This is a genomic window from Saccharopolyspora rhizosphaerae (assembly GCF_003931915.1).
GTDB lineage: Bacteria > Actinomycetota > Actinomycetes > Mycobacteriales > Pseudonocardiaceae > Saccharopolyspora > Saccharopolyspora rhizosphaerae.
In genome coordinates, this window is record NZ_RSAA01000007.1 from 298287 (window position 1) to 313604 (window position 15318).

General features: G+C 71.7%; 16 protein-coding genes. 4 read left to right on the plus strand and 12 right to left on the minus strand.

The window, feature by feature from the left end; translation table 11 throughout:
- Positions 1 to 42: 42 nt before the first annotated feature.
- The 4 genes from EIL87_RS08025 to pyrR form a co-directional block, all read right to left on the minus strand.
- Positions 43 to 564, minus strand: a complete 522-nt coding sequence (locus EIL87_RS08025; protein WP_125089533.1) for a PH-like domain-containing protein — start codon at positions 562 to 564, stop codon at positions 43 to 45.
- Positions 564 to 1859 (minus strand): dihydroorotase, encoded by a 1296-nt coding sequence (locus tag EIL87_RS08030; protein WP_125089534.1) that lies wholly within the window; start codon positions 1857 to 1859, stop codon positions 564 to 566. The genes EIL87_RS08025 and EIL87_RS08030 overlap by 1 nt, the downstream gene beginning before the upstream one ends.
- Positions 1860 to 1953: 94 nt before the next feature.
- Positions 1954 to 2886 (minus strand): aspartate carbamoyltransferase catalytic subunit, encoded by a 933-nt coding sequence (locus tag EIL87_RS08035; RefSeq protein WP_125089535.1) that lies wholly within the window; start codon positions 2884 to 2886, stop codon positions 1954 to 1956.
- A complete protein-coding gene (pyrR, locus tag EIL87_RS08040) occupies positions 2886 to 3482 on the minus strand; it encodes a bifunctional pyr operon transcriptional regulator/uracil phosphoribosyltransferase PyrR (RefSeq protein ID WP_125089536.1) in 597 nt (198 codons plus the stop codon). The genes EIL87_RS08035 and pyrR overlap by 1 nt, the downstream gene beginning before the upstream one ends.
- Before the next feature lie 288 nt (positions 3483 to 3770).
- Here pyrR and bldD point away from each other — a divergent pair, with 288 nt between their 5' ends.
- The gene (bldD, locus tag EIL87_RS08045) at positions 3771 to 4259 is read left to right on the plus strand and encodes a transcriptional regulator BldD (protein WP_010311046.1); all 489 of its coding nucleotides are present in this window, start codon (positions 3771 to 3773) and stop codon (positions 4257 to 4259) included.
- Between the two features lie 611 nt (positions 4260 to 4870).
- Here bldD and nusB read toward each other — a convergent pair.
- From nusB to EIL87_RS08060, 3 genes are all read right to left on the minus strand, one after another.
- Positions 4871 to 5320, minus strand: coding sequence for a transcription antitermination factor NusB (gene nusB, locus EIL87_RS08050; RefSeq protein WP_125089537.1), 450 nt, complete (start codon positions 5318 to 5320; stop codon positions 4871 to 4873).
- Positions 5317 to 5883, minus strand: a complete 567-nt coding sequence (gene efp, locus EIL87_RS08055) for an elongation factor P (protein ID WP_125089538.1) — start codon at positions 5881 to 5883, stop codon at positions 5317 to 5319. Before efp ends, nusB begins: the two co-directional genes overlap by 4 nt.
- Positions 5884 to 5967: 84 nt before the next feature.
- The gene (locus EIL87_RS08060; RefSeq protein ID WP_125089539.1) at positions 5968 to 7077 is read right to left on the minus strand and encodes a M24 family metallopeptidase; all 1110 of its coding nucleotides are present in this window, start codon (positions 7075 to 7077) and stop codon (positions 5968 to 5970) included.
- Between the two features lie 179 nt (positions 7078 to 7256).
- On the opposite strand from EIL87_RS08060, the gene EIL87_RS08065 reads away from it, so the two are divergent.
- A complete protein-coding gene (locus tag EIL87_RS08065; protein WP_125089540.1) occupies positions 7257 to 7763 on the plus strand; it encodes a methylated-DNA--[protein]-cysteine S-methyltransferase in 507 nt (168 codons plus the stop codon).
- Here the strand turns inward: EIL87_RS08065 and EIL87_RS08070 are convergent.
- Together EIL87_RS08070 and EIL87_RS08075 are read right to left on the minus strand one after the other, a co-directional pair.
- A complete protein-coding gene (locus tag EIL87_RS08070) occupies positions 7716 to 8411 on the minus strand; it encodes a spermidine synthase (RefSeq protein ID WP_125089541.1) in 696 nt (231 codons plus the stop codon). The two genes, EIL87_RS08065 and EIL87_RS08070, sit on opposite strands and share 48 nt — an antisense overlap.
- Positions 8412 to 8466: 55 nt before the next feature.
- Positions 8467 to 9774 carry an MFS transporter gene (locus EIL87_RS08075; protein WP_125089542.1) on the minus strand — a complete coding sequence of 436 codons (1308 nt, stop codon included), beginning with the start codon at positions 9772 to 9774 and terminating at the stop codon, positions 8467 to 8469.
- A 71-nt stretch (positions 9775 to 9845) separates the two neighbouring features.
- Between EIL87_RS08075 and EIL87_RS08080 the strand changes: the two genes are divergently transcribed.
- The gene (locus tag EIL87_RS08080) at positions 9846 to 10793 is read left to right on the plus strand and encodes a GlxA family transcriptional regulator (protein WP_199740306.1); all 948 of its coding nucleotides are present in this window, start codon (positions 9846 to 9848) and stop codon (positions 10791 to 10793) included.
- Between the two features lie 186 nt (positions 10794 to 10979).
- On the plus strand, positions 10980 to 11648 hold the full coding sequence (locus EIL87_RS08085; RefSeq protein WP_125089544.1) for a DUF4232 domain-containing protein: 669 nt from the start codon (positions 10980 to 10982) through the stop codon (positions 11646 to 11648).
- Positions 11649 to 12257: 609 nt separating this feature from the next.
- On the opposite strand, the gene EIL87_RS08090 is transcribed toward EIL87_RS08085, so the two are convergent.
- The 3 genes from EIL87_RS08090 to aroB are packed head-to-tail and all read right to left on the minus strand — an operon-like array spanning position 12258 to position 15243.
- The gene (locus EIL87_RS08090; RefSeq protein ID WP_233576098.1) at positions 12258 to 13703 is read right to left on the minus strand and encodes a glycoside hydrolase family protein; all 1446 of its coding nucleotides are present in this window, start codon (positions 13701 to 13703) and stop codon (positions 12258 to 12260) included.
- Entirely contained in the window at positions 13703 to 14137 is a 435-nt protein-coding gene (gene aroQ, locus EIL87_RS08095; protein WP_125089545.1) for a type II 3-dehydroquinate dehydratase, read from the minus strand. The genes EIL87_RS08090 and aroQ overlap by 1 nt, the downstream gene beginning before the upstream one ends.
- On the minus strand, positions 14134 to 15243 hold the full coding sequence (gene aroB / locus EIL87_RS08100) for a 3-dehydroquinate synthase (RefSeq protein WP_125089546.1): 1110 nt from the start codon (positions 15241 to 15243) through the stop codon (positions 14134 to 14136). Before aroB ends, aroQ begins: the two co-directional genes overlap by 4 nt.
- Between the last annotated feature and the right edge of the window lie 75 nt (positions 15244 to 15318).

Below are 15318 nucleotides of genomic sequence, written 5' to 3' on the forward strand. Positions count from 1 at the left end.
GTCCCACGCCCCGGTCGGCCGGATGAACGGGTGCGCTCCCGTTCATCCGTCCTCCGATGTGTTCGAAGTCGTGCGAGCGGGCAGCGATCGGATCGCCTCGACCCACTCGGTCTGCGCTTGCTTGTCGTCGCCGCGGAACCCGGTGTCCAGCAGCTGGTCGCCGAGCCGCCAGGTCACCACGACCAGTCCGGCGCCGGGCACGACCTTGTTGGCCAGCTTGTGGTCCAGCCGGGCGTCCACCACGGACTCGGCCGGGATCCACACCGGCGACGCGCCGTCGCGTTCGACCAGCAGTCCGCGGTCGTGCAGGTGCGCGGTCCCGTTGGCGCGGTGGCCGATGTCACCGACGGCGATGCGGTCCTGCCAGTCGTCCGCCTTGGTGGTGCCGACGTACATGCCGGTGGCGGGGGTGAGGACCTCGGCGCCTGGGGCGACCGGCGGCTCCGGGAAGGGGAGCAGCTCGGCCGCCTGTCGTCGGGCTCGGGCCAACCAGCCGCGTCGCATCCCGAAGAACACCAGGCCCGCCAGGGCGGCGAGCGCGAGCACCCACAACGCGCGTTCCATCAGCGCCTCACCTTGCCTTCGTGCGCGGTCACCGTGCCGCGCAGCAGCGTGGCGACGACCCGTCCGGGCAGCCGCATGCCCTCGAAGGGCGAGTTCTGCCCCAGGCTGGCCAGCTCGGCGGCGCGCACCGTCCACTCGGCGTCCGGGTCCACCAGCGCGAGGTTGGCGGGCTCGCCGACGGCGACCGGTCGTCCCTGGTCGGACAGGCCGGCGATCTCGGCGGGACGCTCGGAGAGCACCCGCGCGACGCCGCGCCAGTCGAGCAGCCCGGAGCGCACCATCGTCTGCGCCACGATGCCCAGCGCGGTCTGCAACCCCAGCATGCCCGGCTTGGCCGCGGACCACTCGCAGTCCTTGTCCTGGTCGGCGTGCGGGGCGTGGTCGGTGGCCACGCAGTCCACGGTCCCGTCGGCCAGCGCCTGGCGCAGGGCCAGGGCGTCGGCGTCGGTGCGCAGCGGCGGGTTGACCTTGTTGACCGGGTCGTAGGTCGTCAGCCGCTCGTCGGTGAGCAGCAGGTGGTGCGGCGTCACCTCGGCCGAGACGGCGCCACCGGCCTCGCGGTCCTTGAAGAAGCGCAGCAGCTCCGCGGTGCCCGCCGTGGAGACGTGGCACACGTGCAGGGAGCCGCCGGTGTGCGCGGCCAGCAGGCAGTCGCGCGCCACGATGGACTCCTCGGCCGGAGCGGGCCAGCCCGCCAGGCCCAGCCGGGCCGCGTTCGGGCCCTCGTGGGCCTGCGCCCCGACGGTCAGCCGCGGCTCCTCGGCGTGCTGGGCGACCAGCCCGCCGAAGGAGCGGGTGTACTCCAGCGCGCGGCGCATGAGCAGCGGGTCGTGCACGCACTTGCCGTCGTCGGAGAAGACCCGCACCTCGGCGGCGGAGTGCCGCATGGTGCCGAGCTCGGCGAGCTTCTCGCCCGCCAGCCCGACGGTGACCGCACCGACCGGGTGCACGTCGACCAGGCCCACCTCGCGGCCCCGGCGCCACACGTGCTCGACGATCACCGCGTTGTCCGCGACCGGGTCGGTGTTGGCCATCGCGAACACGGCGGTGTAGCCGCCCAGCGCAGCGGCCGAGGAGCCGGTCTCGATCGTCTCGGCGTCCTCCCGGCCCGGTTCGCGCAGGTGGGTGTGCAGGTCCACGAAGCCCGGCAGCAGGACCGCGCCACCACCCTGCACGATCTCGTCGGCATCGGCGTTCAGCTCGGGGCCGATCTCGGCGATCGTGGTGCCCTCGACGAGCACGTCGACCGGCTCGCCCTCGCCGTAGGGGCGGACGTCCTTCAGCAGCACTCGCACAGTTCCGCCTCTCCGCGATGCACAGTGGTGGTTGCGATCAGCTCGGCCGCGCGCACGGTGCGCTCGAGCGCGACGGGGGTGGAGGTCGGGCCGCTCATGCGGTCAGCTCCTCTCCCGCCAGCAGGTGGTAGAGCACCGCCATGCGCACGTGCACGCCGTTGCCGACCTGCTGGGTGATGGCCGCGCGCGGTGAATCGGCCACCGACGGCGCGATCTCCATGCCGCGCAGCATCGGGCCGGGGTGCAGCACCACCGCGTGCTCGGGCAGCTTCGCGAGCCGCTTCTCGTTGAGGCCGTAGGCGATCGAGTACTCGCGGGCCGACGGGAAGAACCCGCCGTGCATCCGCTCGGCCTGCACCCGCAGCAGCATGACCGCGTCCAGCTTGGGCAGTTCCGGGTCGAGCTCGTGGCGCACCTCGGCGCCCCAGTGCTCGATGCCGGTGGGCACCAGCGTGGGCGGTGCGATGAGCGTCACCTCGGCGCCCAGCGTCCGCAGCAGGTGCACGTTGGACCGGGCGACGCGACTGTGGAGCAGGTCGCCCACGATGCCGATGCGGCGCCCTGAGACGTCCCCCAGGCGCTCCCGGAGGGTCGCCGCGTCCAACAGGGCCTGGGTGGGGTGTTCGTGCGTCCCATCGCCCGCGTTGACGACCTGGGTGCCGTCCTCCTCCAGCCACTCGGCCAGCCGGTGAGCGGCTCCGGAAGCGGGGTGCCGGATGATCACGCAGTCGGCTCCCGCGGCGGACAGCGTGAGCGCGGTGTCCCGGAGGGACTCGCCCTTGCCGACCGAGGAGCTGCTCGCCGAGACGTTGATCACGTCGGCGCTCATCCACTTCCCGGCGACCTCGAAGGAAACCCTGGTCCGGGTGGAGTTCTCGTAGAACAACGTCACCACGGTCCGCCCGCGCAACGTCGGCAGCTTCTTCACCTCGCGCCCCAGCAACGTCTGCTTGAGCGTGTCGGCGGTGTCGAGCACGGCGGTGGCGTCGGGGGCCGCGAGGCCCTCGGTGGACAGCAGGTGGCGCATCACACGTCCTCCTGGTTCTGCCCCTTGTGGATCACCACGCGGTCCTCGCCGTCGGTCTCGCACAGCTGGACGGCCACGTCCTCGCTGCGGGAGGTCGGGATGTTCTTGCCGACGTAGTCGGCCCGGATCGGCAGCTCGCGGTGGCCCCGGTCGACCAGCACGGCCAGCTGGACCGAGCTGGGGCGGCCCTGGTCGCGCAGGGCGTCGAGGGCCGCGCGCACGGTGCGGCCGGAGAAGAGCACGTCGTCGACGAGCACGACCAGCCGGTCGTCGACGCCCCCGGGTGGCAGGTTGGTGGGTTCCAGCGGCCGGTTGGGCTGTTTGCGCAGGTCGTCGCGGAAGAGCGTGATGTCGAGGGTGCCGACCGGAACCGTCACCCCGCTGAACTCGCTGATCTTGTCGGCGAGCCTCCTGGCCAGGGGAGTTCCCCTGGTGGGGACGCCCAGCAGCACCACGGAACCGTCGCCGGTGTCCAGCGCCGTCTTCTCGATGATCTGGTGCGCGATGCGGGCTATCGTGCGCGCTACGTCACCGGCGCTGAGCAGCTCGCGCTGCTCCGCCGGTTCCGCCGCGCCCGCCTGGTGGCGAGACGCCACGGTGCGACCTCCTTCTCCGCCTCACTGGACGGGTCCTTAAAGGATGGCGTGTGAGCTGCCCCGCAATCCGGCTTCGTCGTGGACCTGCGGACCGCCGGGCTCCCCCGTACGCTATCAGCGACAACGGGTCAATCGACCGGGTGGTGTGTTGGGGCTCGCCACATCGGCACCGAAGACCAACTTGACCTGGTGACGCTCGCGAGCGAACATTACTCTCCGTATCGATCTGAGCTTTGCTCCCCGGTCGCCGTTATCGGCTGACGGGGCGAACGAACGGAGAAACGCCACATGGGCGACTACGCCAAGGCGCTGGGCAGCAAACTCCGCGCTATCCGCCAGCAGCAGGGTTTGTCGCTGCACGGCGTCGAGCAGAAGTCTGGCGGACGGTGGAAGGCCGTGGTCGTCGGGTCCTACGAGCGAGGCGACCGCGCGGTGACCGTGCAGAAGCTGGCCGAGCTCGCCGATTTCTACGGCGTGCCGGTCGCGGAGCTGCTGCCCGAGGGCCGCGTGCCTTCCGGCGCTGAGCCTGCCACCAAGGTTGTGATCAACCTCGAGCGCCTGCAACAACTGCCCGCCGAGAAAGTGGGTCCGCTGGCCCGCTACGCGGCCACGATCCAGAGCCAGCGCGGTGACTACAACGGCAAGGTGCTGTCCATCCGCACCGAAGACCTGCGGTCCCTGGCGATCATCTACGACATGACGCCTGGGGAGCTCACCGAGCAGCTCATCGACTGGGGTGTGCTTCCCCCGGAGGCGCGCCCTGCCCGCGAGGAGTGACACAACAACACGAGAAGCGGACCGGGGCACCCCGCGGCGACGCCGCGACGGGTGCCCCTGGGCTTTGGGCGGTCCTCACCCGTTCGGCCGCCGGAGGGCCGTCCTGCGCTAGCGCAGGGCGACATGACCGGCCGCCGTTCGGGTGAGCGCCCCCACACGTGAAGAAGGGCACCTGCCCACCAGCAGGTGCCCTTCTTCACAACCACCGACATCAGCTCTTCGGCTCACCGAACGAGAGCCCGGATCGAGCCCCACCGAGTGCGGACTCAACCGCCACCGCCACACGACCCCTGGGCCGCAAGTCACGATGCGGCAAGCCGCAGCGCGGGACTCGACCGGCACCGCCGCGGGTTCTCAGCGGTCCTCTGGGAGGCCGCCACTCCCCCCGACAACGACCGCGGCCCCGTAGGGCCGTGGTCGAGAAGCGGCGAAGCCGCCGTTCCCAGTGCGGGACTCGACCGGCACCGCCGCGGGTTCTCAGCGGTTCTCCTGGGCCGGGCACCGCGACGCCGTGCATCGGCACACATCAGGAGTGGCGCCCGGTTCCAGAGGGCCGCTGAGGTTCCGCTACCAGCACCGGCCAGCACAGCAACCACGGCGAACCCCGACGATCAGTCGACCGGTTCTTCCTTGGGGAGGGTCTTGCGAAGCCGGTCCCTGATGCCCGCCAGGCGCCCGAGGACGCCGTTGACGAAGCGCGGCGAGTCGTCGGTGGACAGCGCCCTGGCCAGCTCCACCGCCTCGTCGACGGCCACGACCGGGGGCACGTCGCCCTTCGGGCACCACAGGAGCTCGTAGAGGCCCAGCCGCAGCACGGCCCGGTCCACGACCGGCATCCGCGAGAGCGTCCAGCCCTCGATGTGCTGGGTGAGCAGCTCGTCGATCCGCTCCCGGTTCTCGTTCACGCCCTCGACCAGGGTGATCGTGTAGTCGGGGACGGGTGCCGTCTCGGGCGCACCGATCCGGTCGGACATGAGCGTGACGGCATCGGTCTCGCGCAGGTCGGCCTCGTAGAGGAAATCGACCGCACGCTTGCGAGCCTTGCTGCGCGAGCCGCTCATTTCGAGCTGACGCGGCTGAGGTACCGGCCGTCGCGCGGGTCGACCTTGACCTTGTCGCCGGTGTTGAGGAACAGCGGGACCTGGACCTCGGCGCCGGTCTCCAGCTTGGCCGGCTTGGTGCCACCGGTCGAGCGGTCGCCCTGGACGCCCGGGTCGGTGTGCTCGACGACGAGCTCGACCGAGGCGGGCAGCTCGACGTACAGCGGCGCGCCCTCGTGCCGGGCGACGACGACCTGGCTGTTCTCCAGCATGAAGTTCGCGGCGTCACCGACGATGTCGGGCGAGACGCTGACCTGGTCGAAGGTGTCCGGCTCCATGAAGACGTAGTCGTTGCCGTCGTAGTAGAGGTAGGTCATCTCGCGGCGGTCGACGTTCGCGGTGTCCACCTTCACGCCGGCGTTGAAGGTCTTGTCCACCACCTTGCCGGACAGCACGTTCTTCAGGGTGGTGCGGACGAAGGCGCCGCCCTTGCCGGGCTTGACGTGCTGGAAGTTGACGACGGACCACAGCTGGCCGTCGAGGTTGAGCACCAGTCCGTTCTTCAGGTCGTTCGTGGTGGCCACGTGGGGGTTCTCCTGTGGTGATGGCTTGGTGTTGCGTCGGGCCGCAGCGGGGCTCCGGCGGGGTTCCACGCACGCGCGGTGCGATCAGACTTCGACGAGCTCTTTGGTCGTCAGGGTGAGGAGCTCCGGCGTGCCGGGACGCACGACCAGCGTGTCCTCGATGCGGACCCCGCCCCGCCCGGCCAGGTAGACGCCAGGCTCGACGGTGACCGCCATCCTTTCGGCAATCCTACCGTCCCCGCGCTGCGACAACGTGGGTGCCTCGTGGATCTCCAGCCCCACGCCGTGCCCCAAGCCGTGCAGGAAGTGCTCGCCGTACCCGGCGTCGGCGATCACCTGGCGGGCGGCGCCGTCCACGTCGCGGACCTCGGTGTCGACCTTGACCGCAGCGCGCCCGGCGGCCTGCGCGGCGCGCACGAGCTCGTAGATCTCGCGCTGCCAGTCGGCGGCCTTGCCCAGCACGACCGTGCGGGTCATGTCCGAGTGGTAGCCGTCGACCAGCGCGCCGAAGTCCATCTTCACGAAGTCGCCGTGGGCCAGCACGGCGCCGGTGGGCCGGTGGTGCGGGACCGCGGAGTTGGGGCCGGCGGCGACGATGGTCTCGAAGGAGGGGCCGGCCGCACCGTTGTCGAGCATCCGGGCCTCCAGCTCGCGGGCGACCTCCAGCTCGGTGCGCCCGGGGCACAGCCCGCCGTGCTCGATGAGGTCGGTCAGCGCGCGGTCGGCGGCGGCGCAGGCCATCCGCAGCGCCTCCACCTCGGTCGAGTCCTTGATCAGCCGCAGGTCCTCGACCAGTCCCGGGGCCCGGACCAGCTCGGCCTTGCCCGCGGCGTCGTCGAGCGCGTCGCGGTTGTCGACGGTGACGTGGTGGGACTCGAACCCGACCCGCCGGTAGACGTTGGCCTCCTCGCCGAACCGCTGCGCGACGGTCAGGTCGCTCGCCCGGTCGATGACGCGTTCGAGGTCGGGGACCTGCTCCTCGGCTTGCGTCAGGTAGCGGCCGTCGGTGCAGAACACGGTGCGGTCCTCGCCACCGGGACCGTCGGCGGCGTGCACCACGAGCGCGGCGTTGGAGCCCGTGAAGCCGGTCAGGTAGCGGATGTTGAGCAGGTCGGTCACCAGGAGGGCGTCCAGGTCCCGCTCCCGCAGCCGGCTGCGGAGCGCGTCTCGTCGGTGGGCGTGCGTTTCGGACATGTTTCGGAGCCTAACTGCCAGGACAGCGGATCAACCTGCCTGCGAAGGCCGTTTGCGGAAAGCCGCCAGAACCTTGCTCCCAGGCCCCTTCGCGTGCAACTCGACGCGCGGAAAACCGCAGGTGAGCCGATCAACGCCGACTCGGCGGGTCTGTCGGTGGCAGTCGCTAGGCTGGGCGTGTGGAGACGTGGAGCACAGTGCGCGGACCGGTCGGGGAGATCACCGTGGTGGCCTCCGGGATCGGGGTGCGGCAGGTCGCCTTCGCCGGCACCGCCGTCGCGCCGGCCGAGCACCCGGACGCCCAGCCCGGCGGCCTCGCGGGGGAGGCGACCCGCCAGCTCGGTGAGTACTTCTCCGGGCGGCGCAGGGAGTTCCAGCTCCCGATCGACTGGACCGGGCTGGACGGGCTGCGCGCGCACGTGCTGCGCACGCTGCAGGACCTCGTGCCCTTCGGCGAGACCGTCAGCTACAAGCGGCTCGCGGAGCTGTCCGGCCGCCCCGAGGCGTCCCGCGCGGTGGGCACGATCATGGGCTCCAACCCCGTGCCGCTGCTCGTGCCGTGCCACCGGGTGCTGGCCTCCGGCGGGGGGCTCGGCGGGTTCGGCCCCGGTCTGGAGGCCAAGCGGCGGCTGCTGGTGCTAGAGGGAGTTCTGGAGCCCAGCCTGCTGGAGTTGGACCTGGTGTGAGAGGAACAGGTGGTAGGTCGTCTCGCGCTGGCCGAGGATCACCGGGATCGCCAGTTCGGTGCAGTCGCCGAAGACGTCGCGCATCGCGCGCAGCAGGCCCGGTGAGGTGTCGGCCGACCACACCGCCACCGTGCCGCCCGGTGCGAGCTTGTCCCTGCACGTCGTGAGGAACTGCGGCTCGTAGAGCGCCGAGTTCTCCTCGTAGACCAGGAAGTCCGGGCCGTTGTCGACGTCGAGCAGCAGCACGTCGCAGCTCCCGTCGGACTCGGCGAGCAGGACGTCGGCGATGTCGCCCACGCTGAGGCGCACCCGCTCGTCGATCAGCGCGGCGGCGGTGTCCGGGACCAGGCCGGCGCGGTGCCAGCCAACCAGCTCGGGTTCGATCTCCACCACGTGCGCTTCGGTCACGCGCTCGTCGGCCAGCACCTCGCGAAGGGTGAAGCCGAGGCCGAGCCCACCGATGAGCACCCGGAGCCCGTCGGTGCGGTCGAGGTGCGCGAGGGTGGCGCCGGCCAGCAGCCGTTCGGTCTCGGTGTGCGCGGTGTCCATCACGAACACGCCGTTGACCCGCAGTTCCAGCGCGTCGTCACGGCGCACCAGCGCGAGCTCACCGCGCTCCCCGACCGCTCGGGCGAGAACCTCTGCCATGCCTCCCGAGGTTACCGGGACTCTCCCACCGGTCGACCCCAGTGGTGCGCGCTGGTCACGTCCGAGCCTGGTCGGGGCAGGCGGAGTCCGCGTCCTGCTCGGCGGCGGGCCTGCGCGGGGCCACCCTCCGGATCGAGACGGAGAACGCCGTCGCCAGCAGGCACAGCAGTCCCGAGCCGTACCAGGCGAGCGCGTAGTCGCCGAAGTGGTCCCGGACCAACCCCGCGCCACCGGCGATGAAGGCCGCCCCCACCTGGTGCGAGGCGAACACCCACCCGAACACGACTGAGGCCTTGGCACCGAAGTGCTCCCGGCACAGCGCCATCGTCGGCGGGACCGTCGCGACCCAGTCCAGGCCGTAGAACACCACGAACAGCACCATCTCCACCCCGGGCTGGGGCGCGAACAGGTGCGGGAGCACGAACAACGAGGCTCCGCGCAGCGTGTAGTACGCGGCGAGCAGCACCCGCGGGTTGACCTTGTCGGTGAGGTAGCCCGAGGCGATCGTGCCCGCCACGTCGAAGACCCCGATGAGCGCGAGCAGCCCGGCGGCCGTCGTTCCGGGCATGCCGTGGTCGTGCGCGGCCGGCACGAAGTGGGTGTTGACCAGTCCGTTCGTGCTGGCCCCGCAGATCGCGAAACCACCGGCCAGCAACCAGAAGGCGCGCGTGCGCGCGGCTTCGACGAGCGCGCCGACCGCGTTCCGCGCCGGGTTGCCCGACTCGCGCACGGGTGGCGGTTCGTCACCGGTGGCACCGTAGGCCGCGAGGCCGAGGTCGCGCGGGCGTTCGCGCATCACCAGCCACACCAGGACCGCGACCAGCAGCGCGCCGGCGGTGATCGACAGCGAGGCCGTGCGCCAGCCCCAGCGCTCGGCCAGCACCGCCTCCAGCGGCAGGAAGGTCAGCTGCCCGGTGGCGCTACCGGCCGTCAGCACCCCGCTGACCAGACCCCGCCGGGCCACGAACCAGCGGTCGACCACTGTGGACACGAACGCCAGCGCCATCGAACCGGTCCCGAGCCCGATCAGCACTCCCCAGCACAGCACCAGCTGCCACGGCGCGGTCATGAACACCGTGAGCCCACTGCCGACGCCCACCAGCAGCAGTGCCGAAGTGGTCACCCGCCGGACCCCGAAGCGCTCCATCAACGCCGCCGCGAACGGCGCGGTCAGGCCGAACAGCAGCAGGTTCACCGACACCGCCGCTGAGATCAGCCCGTGCGGCCAGCCGAACTCCCGGTGCAGCGGATCGATCAGCACGCCGGGAGCCGACCGGAACGCGGCAGCACCCACCAACGCCACGAACGCGACACCGGCGATCCACCAAGCGGGGTGGACGCGGAACGACACCACTCGACTCATGCCGACCAGCATGATCGGCCGCCGGAGGTCGAACCAGTGGCCGGAGGGACAACATGTGGGAGGATCCGGCCATGAGACCGCACCGAATCGTCGTGCTGGGCGTGGGGACCGTCGTCGGGTTCGACCTGGCGATCCCACCGCAGATCTTCGCCGGGGCCACCGGGCCCGACGGCCCGCTCTACGAGGTTCAGGTGTGCAGCATCGACGGTGGCCCACTGGCCACGACCCGAGGATTCTCCGTGCTGCCCGAGGGCGGGGTGGAGGCGGCCGGTGCGCCCGACACGGTGATCGTGCCCGGCGTCGACGCCGACACCTTCGCCGGGAACCCCGAGGTCTCCGCCTACCTGCGGGGGCTGCCCGCGGGCACGCGGATCATGTCGATCTGCACCGGGGCGTTCGTGCTCGCCGCCGCCGGACTGCTCGACGGACGCCCGGCGACCACACACTGGGCGCACGCCGACCAGTTCCGCGCGATGTTCCCCGAGGTGCGCCTGCAGCCCGACGTGCTGTTCGTCGACGACGGGGACGTGCTCTCGTCGGCCGGCGTGGCCGCAGGGATCGACCTGTGCCTGCACGTCCTCCGCACCGACCACGGCAGCGAGGTCGCCAACCAGGCCGCGCGGCGCAACGTCGTTCCCCCGTGGCGCGACGGCGGGCAGTCCCAGTTCATCGAGCGACCCGTGCCCGACCCCGGCATCACCGGCACCGCCCCGACCCGCGAGTGGTTGCTGCACCGGCTCGCCGAACCGCTGACGCTCGAGGAGATCGCCCACCACGCCGGCATGAGCGTGCGGACCTTCACCCGGCGGTTCCGGGAGGAGACCGGGACCTCACCGCTGGACTGGCTGCTGGGCCAGCGCATCGAGCACGCGCGGCACCTGCTGGAGTTCACCGACCTGCCCGTCGACGAGGTCGCGGTCCAGGCCGGGCTCAGCACGGCGACCTCGCTGCGCAAGCACCTGCGAGCCCGCCTGGGCACCGGCCCGGCCGCCTACCGGCGAGCCTTCCGCGGGCGTTAGGCAGAGCGCTGTTCCCGGTGCGACTCAGCGGGCACCGGCTCAGGTCTACCACTCGCACCGTTGCGCGGGCGGAGGTGTTGCTCCGCTCGGTGCACGATCGGCTTCCCGGTGCAACCTGGGTCGTGGTCGCGCGTCTTCCCGGTGAGCGATCGATCTGAAGCGATCGATGTGGAGGAGGACGTGACCATGACTCGGACGAAGATCATCCTGGCGGCCACCGCCGCGCTGCTGACCGCGGGACTCAGCGCTTGCGAGCAAGAAGGCACAAACGCCGCGAGCACGGTGGTCGCCGACCAACCGACGACGTCGGTGCACCCGCCGGTCGAGGCGCCGCCGGCGGAGACCGCCGTGGCACCGCCGAGCGAAGCCGCCACCTCGGAGCACCGGACCACCAGCCCCGAGCAGCCAGAACCACCGTCCACCCCGCTGTGCGACACCGGGGACCTGACACCGGCGGTGGAGTACGTCGACTCGGCCGCCGGAACCGCGCACCTGGCGCTGCGTTTCACGAACTCCGGCGACCGCACCTGCGAGATCCAGGGCTTCCCGGGCGTGTCGTTCGTCGGCGGCGACGACGGCCACCAGATCGGCCGTCCCGCAGGCCGGGTCGGCGGCAAGGGCCCGGCGATCACGCTCGCCCCTGGCGGTCAGGCCTGGGCGCCGCTGGCCTCGCCGCGCGCGGAGAACTACGACCCCGCCACCTGCCGGCCGGAAGAAGCCCGCGGCCTGCGCGTCTACCCGCCCCAGGAGTACGACTCCTTGTTCGTCCCCCACGCGGAAACGGCCTGCGCCAACCCCGACCTCCCAGGCGAACAGCTCACGGTCAAGACCATCCAAGAAGGCTCCCCGTCCTGACCGGGCCGTCGCCCTCCTGCACGGGGTTCGGACCGACCGGGGTTCGGCCCCCTGCACGAGGTTTGGCTCCCCGACCGGCGTTCGGTGCTGCGGAGCCGCAGGCCGGGACTCGGCCCTAGGCCGGAGTCCTGTCCCCTGACCGGGACTCGGCCTCCTGGCCATGAGTCAGCCCCCAGACCGGGGTTCGACCACTCGACCTCTGGCCGGGGTGAGTCCGACCGGGGTTCGACCAGTTCCAGAGCGCTCGGAGCCGCTGACCGGGCCCTGCGGGCCAAGCAGGGGCGTTCGAAGTTCTCACGATGTTCGACGCCCGAAGTTCCGCCTCGAACTCCGCGCGGAACTCGAATCAGGTCCCCGGGTCGGGACCCGCAGCAGGATTCAGCGGCCACGCCAGGACGCCAGGACGCCAGGACGCCAGGACGCCAGGACGCCAGGACGCCAGGACGCCAGGACGCCAGGACGCCAGGACGCCAGGACGCCAGCGTGCACCTTGATCGGCGTACGGAGGCCAACGGGGTGCTCTCCCCTTCGCTGCGGTGGACGCTGGGTCCCGCACCCGACATCGACCAAAGACTTTCACTGCAACCCCCGTCCAGGCGGCAGGGCTTTTCAGCCGCGGAGGTCGCCTGCGAAGACGTGGGAGTGCCACTCGGCGGCGGCGGCCTCGGTGATCGGGGAGCCGTTGGCCCGTGCCGTGCTCTCCGTGACCTTCCAGGCGCGGCCCCGGGTGTCGAGGAGGGCGACCTCGCCCTGCGGTGAGCGCAGAGCGGGTGCGCCGGAGGGGATCTCGGCCGCGACCGGCAGCGTGTCGAGGACGCGGGGGCGTTCGTCGAGGACCGCGGCCGCGAGAGTTTCGGCCGCCGAGCGCCGTTCGAAGCGGATGCGGGCGCCGTCGTGGACGAGGTCGATCGTGCGGACCGGGGACGGGACGGCGAAGCCGTCGAGCGCCGAGGCCGCTCGGTCCGGGGTGCCGCAGGCACCGGCGCCGGTGACGTCGAGACCGAAGTGGCGGATGTCGGTGGGCGCCGGGGCGAGCGCGGTGGCGCGCAGCACGTCGAGCGGCACCTGCTCGCACGGGTCCGATGTGGACGCGGGGAGGTGTCCCTCGCCGTCGCGGACCCATCCCGGACCTTCCTGCCACGGACCGGGGATCGTGACCGGCTGGTAGGGGTGCCGGGTGAAGTCCTCGTCCCAGAACGTGATCTGCGTTCCCGCGTCGGTCTGGTGCGCGATCGCGAAGGCGTCCAACGTGGACGAGTGGGCCCAGTCCGCGCTGAACGCGTCGGCGACCGAACGGGTCCGCCCGGCACCGGCGGGCTGGAAACCGCGCTCGGTCAACGCCTGGACGTCCTTGGCGAACAACGGGTCTCGCGAACGCAGCACGAACTGCCCGGCGCCGTTCCACCCCGCACCGCGGGCGGTGGTGTCGGTGAACAGCAGGTAGAACCAGCCGTCGAGGTGCACCGCCGAGGGTTGACCGGCGCCGTAGACGTTGCCGCGCGGCACTTCCCCCGCTGCGGTCACGATCGGTGCGGTACCGCGCGTCCAGGTCATGCCGTCGGTGCTGGTGGCCACACCGACGCTGTTGCCGTGCGCGTGGTCCCCGGCCGCACCCGTGTAGTAGAGGTAGTAGCGGTCGCCCACGTGCAGCACGGACGGGTCGCAGGTGTGCTTCCCGTCGAAACGCCCCTGCTCACCGGAGAACACCGGGACAGCGGGCGCCGCGCCCTCGGCGAAGGGGCCGTCCGGCGAGTCCGCCGAGGCGTGCAGCACGTCGTCGCCCGCGGGCCCCACGCCCGGCAACTGGCTGCACCACCAGGCCCGGTAGCGGCCGTCCTCGGCGAGCACGGACGGCCCGTAGTTGTACGGCGCGGCGGACCCACCGGCCGCGACCACGCCCGGACTCGCGCGCTCACCGGTGGTGCGCAACTCCACCGGCGTCGGAACCGGTACGCGCCCGCGCTGGTCGGCGACGGTCACCACCGGGCTGCCGTCGACCTGCGTGCACCCCGCCAGCAGCGTCACGGCGACCAGCCACCACGGCAGGCCGCGCACTACTCCCCCGCGTTCTCGGCCAACCAGCGGATCGCCAGCGGGTAGCCCGCGACACCCAGGCCCGCCACCACGGCGGTCGCGATGTCGGAGAGGTAGCTGGTGTGCCGGAACGGTTCCCGCTTGTGCACGTTCGAGATGTGCAGCTCGATCAGGTCGGCCTTGAGCTGCGAGGCGGCGTCGCGCACCGCCACCGAGTAGTGCGTCCACGCTCCCGCGTTGAGCACCACCGGCCAGGAGGCGTCGGCGGCCTCGTGCAGCCACCCGACCATCTCGCCCTCGTGGTCGGTCTGCCGCACCTCGACCTCGACACCGAGCTCCCCACCGGCCCGCTCGCACATCGCGACCAGGTCGGCGTAGGTCGTGCTGCCGTAGACCGAGGGCTCGCGCGTGCCCAGTCGCCCCAGGTTCGGCCCGTTGAGGACCAGGACCTTCACAGCAGCACCTCCGTGCCCGACTTGGCCTCGCCACCGGTGAGCGCCGAGTAGGCGGCGGCGATCAGCGACGGGTCCGGGCCTTCCAGGCGCTCCGGGTTGGCCAGGCCGTCGAGCACCACGAACCGCAGCACGCCGGACCGGTTCTTCTTGTCGGCCTTCATGCCCTCCATGAGCGAGCCGAGCGCGTCGGCGTCGTAGGTCGTGGGCAGGCCGAGCAGGTCGAGGATGCGCTTGTGGCGGTCGGCGGTCTCGTCGTCGAGCCGTCCCGCGAGCCGCGCGAGCTCGGCGGCGAAGACCAGGCCGACGCTGACCGCGGCGCCGTGGCGCCAGCGGTAGCGCTCACGGCGCTCGATGGCGTGGGCGAGGGTGTGCCCGTAGTTGAGCACCTCGCGCAGGTGCGACTCCTTCAGGTCCGAGGCGACCACGTCGGCCTTGACCTGGATCGACCGGCGCACCAGCTCGGCCAGCACGTCCCCGGACGGGTCGGTGGCCGCGTCCGGGTCCTCCTCGATGAGCCGCAGGATCTCGGGGTCGGCGATGAAACCGGCCTTGACGACCTCGGCCATGCCGGCCAGGAGCTCGTTGCGCGGCAGTCCTTCCAGCGTCGCCAGGTCGCACAGCACCAGGCTCGGCTCGTGGAACAGGCCGACCAGGTTCTTGCCCGCGTCGGTGTTGATGCCGGCCTTGCCGCCCACCGCGGCGTCGACCATGCCCAGCAGCGTCGTGGGCACGTGCACGGCCTTCACACCGCGCATCCAGGTGCCGGCGACGAACCCGCCGAGGTCGGTGACCGCGCCTCCGCCGAAGGAGACCACGACACCGTCGCGGTCCATGCCGATCTTGCCGAGCACCTCCCAGCAGAACCCGGCGACCTGGAGGCTCTTGCCGTCCTCGGCGTCAGGGATCTCCACGCGGTGCGCGTCGATGCCCGCCTCGGTCAGTTCCTCGCGGACCGCCTCGATGGTGGCGGTGATCGTCGGCTGGTGCACCAGCGCGACGGTCGACGCCCCGTTGAGGAAGTCCACCAGCTCACCGAGCAGGCCCCGGCCGACGACCACGTCGTAGGGCTGCTGGCCGTTCACGCTGATCCGAACCGGCTCGGTCATCGTCGTCCCTTCGGTGATCGGTGTTCTCAGGAGAGTATCGAGGACGTTCCCCGTGGCGGTGCGAGCTGGGAGGAC

Coding starts and splice junctions, on each gene's coding strand:
- EIL87_RS08060 (WP_125089539.1), bottom strand. CDS start 7,077: ATGTCCGAAACGCACGCCCACCGACGAGACGCGCTCCGCAGCCGGCTG.
- EIL87_RS08075 (WP_125089542.1), bottom strand. CDS start 9,774: ATGAGTCGAGTGGTGTCGTTCCGCGTCCACCCCGCTTGGTGGATCGCC.
- EIL87_RS08035 (WP_125089535.1), bottom strand. CDS start 2,886: ATGCGCCACCTGCTGTCCACCGAGGGCCTCGCGGCCCCCGACGCCACC.
- nusB (WP_125089537.1), bottom strand. CDS start 5,320: ATGAGCGGCTCGCGCAGCAAGGCTCGCAAGCGTGCGGTCGATTTCCTC.
- EIL87_RS08070 (WP_125089541.1), bottom strand. CDS start 8,411: ATGGCAGAGGTTCTCGCCCGAGCGGTCGGGGAGCGCGGTGAGCTCGCG.
- bldD (WP_010311046.1), top strand. CDS start 3,771: ATGGGCGACTACGCCAAGGCGCTGGGCAGCAAACTCCGCGCTATCCGC.
- aroB (WP_125089546.1), bottom strand. CDS start 15,243: ATGACCGAGCCGGTTCGGATCAGCGTGAACGGCCAGCAGCCCTACGAC.
- EIL87_RS08080 (WP_199740306.1), top strand. CDS start 9,846: ATGAGACCGCACCGAATCGTCGTGCTGGGCGTGGGGACCGTCGTCGGG.
- EIL87_RS08025 (WP_125089533.1), bottom strand. CDS start 564: ATGGAACGCGCGTTGTGGGTGCTCGCGCTCGCCGCCCTGGCGGGCCTG.
- EIL87_RS08085 (WP_125089544.1), top strand. CDS start 10,980: ATGACTCGGACGAAGATCATCCTGGCGGCCACCGCCGCGCTGCTGACC.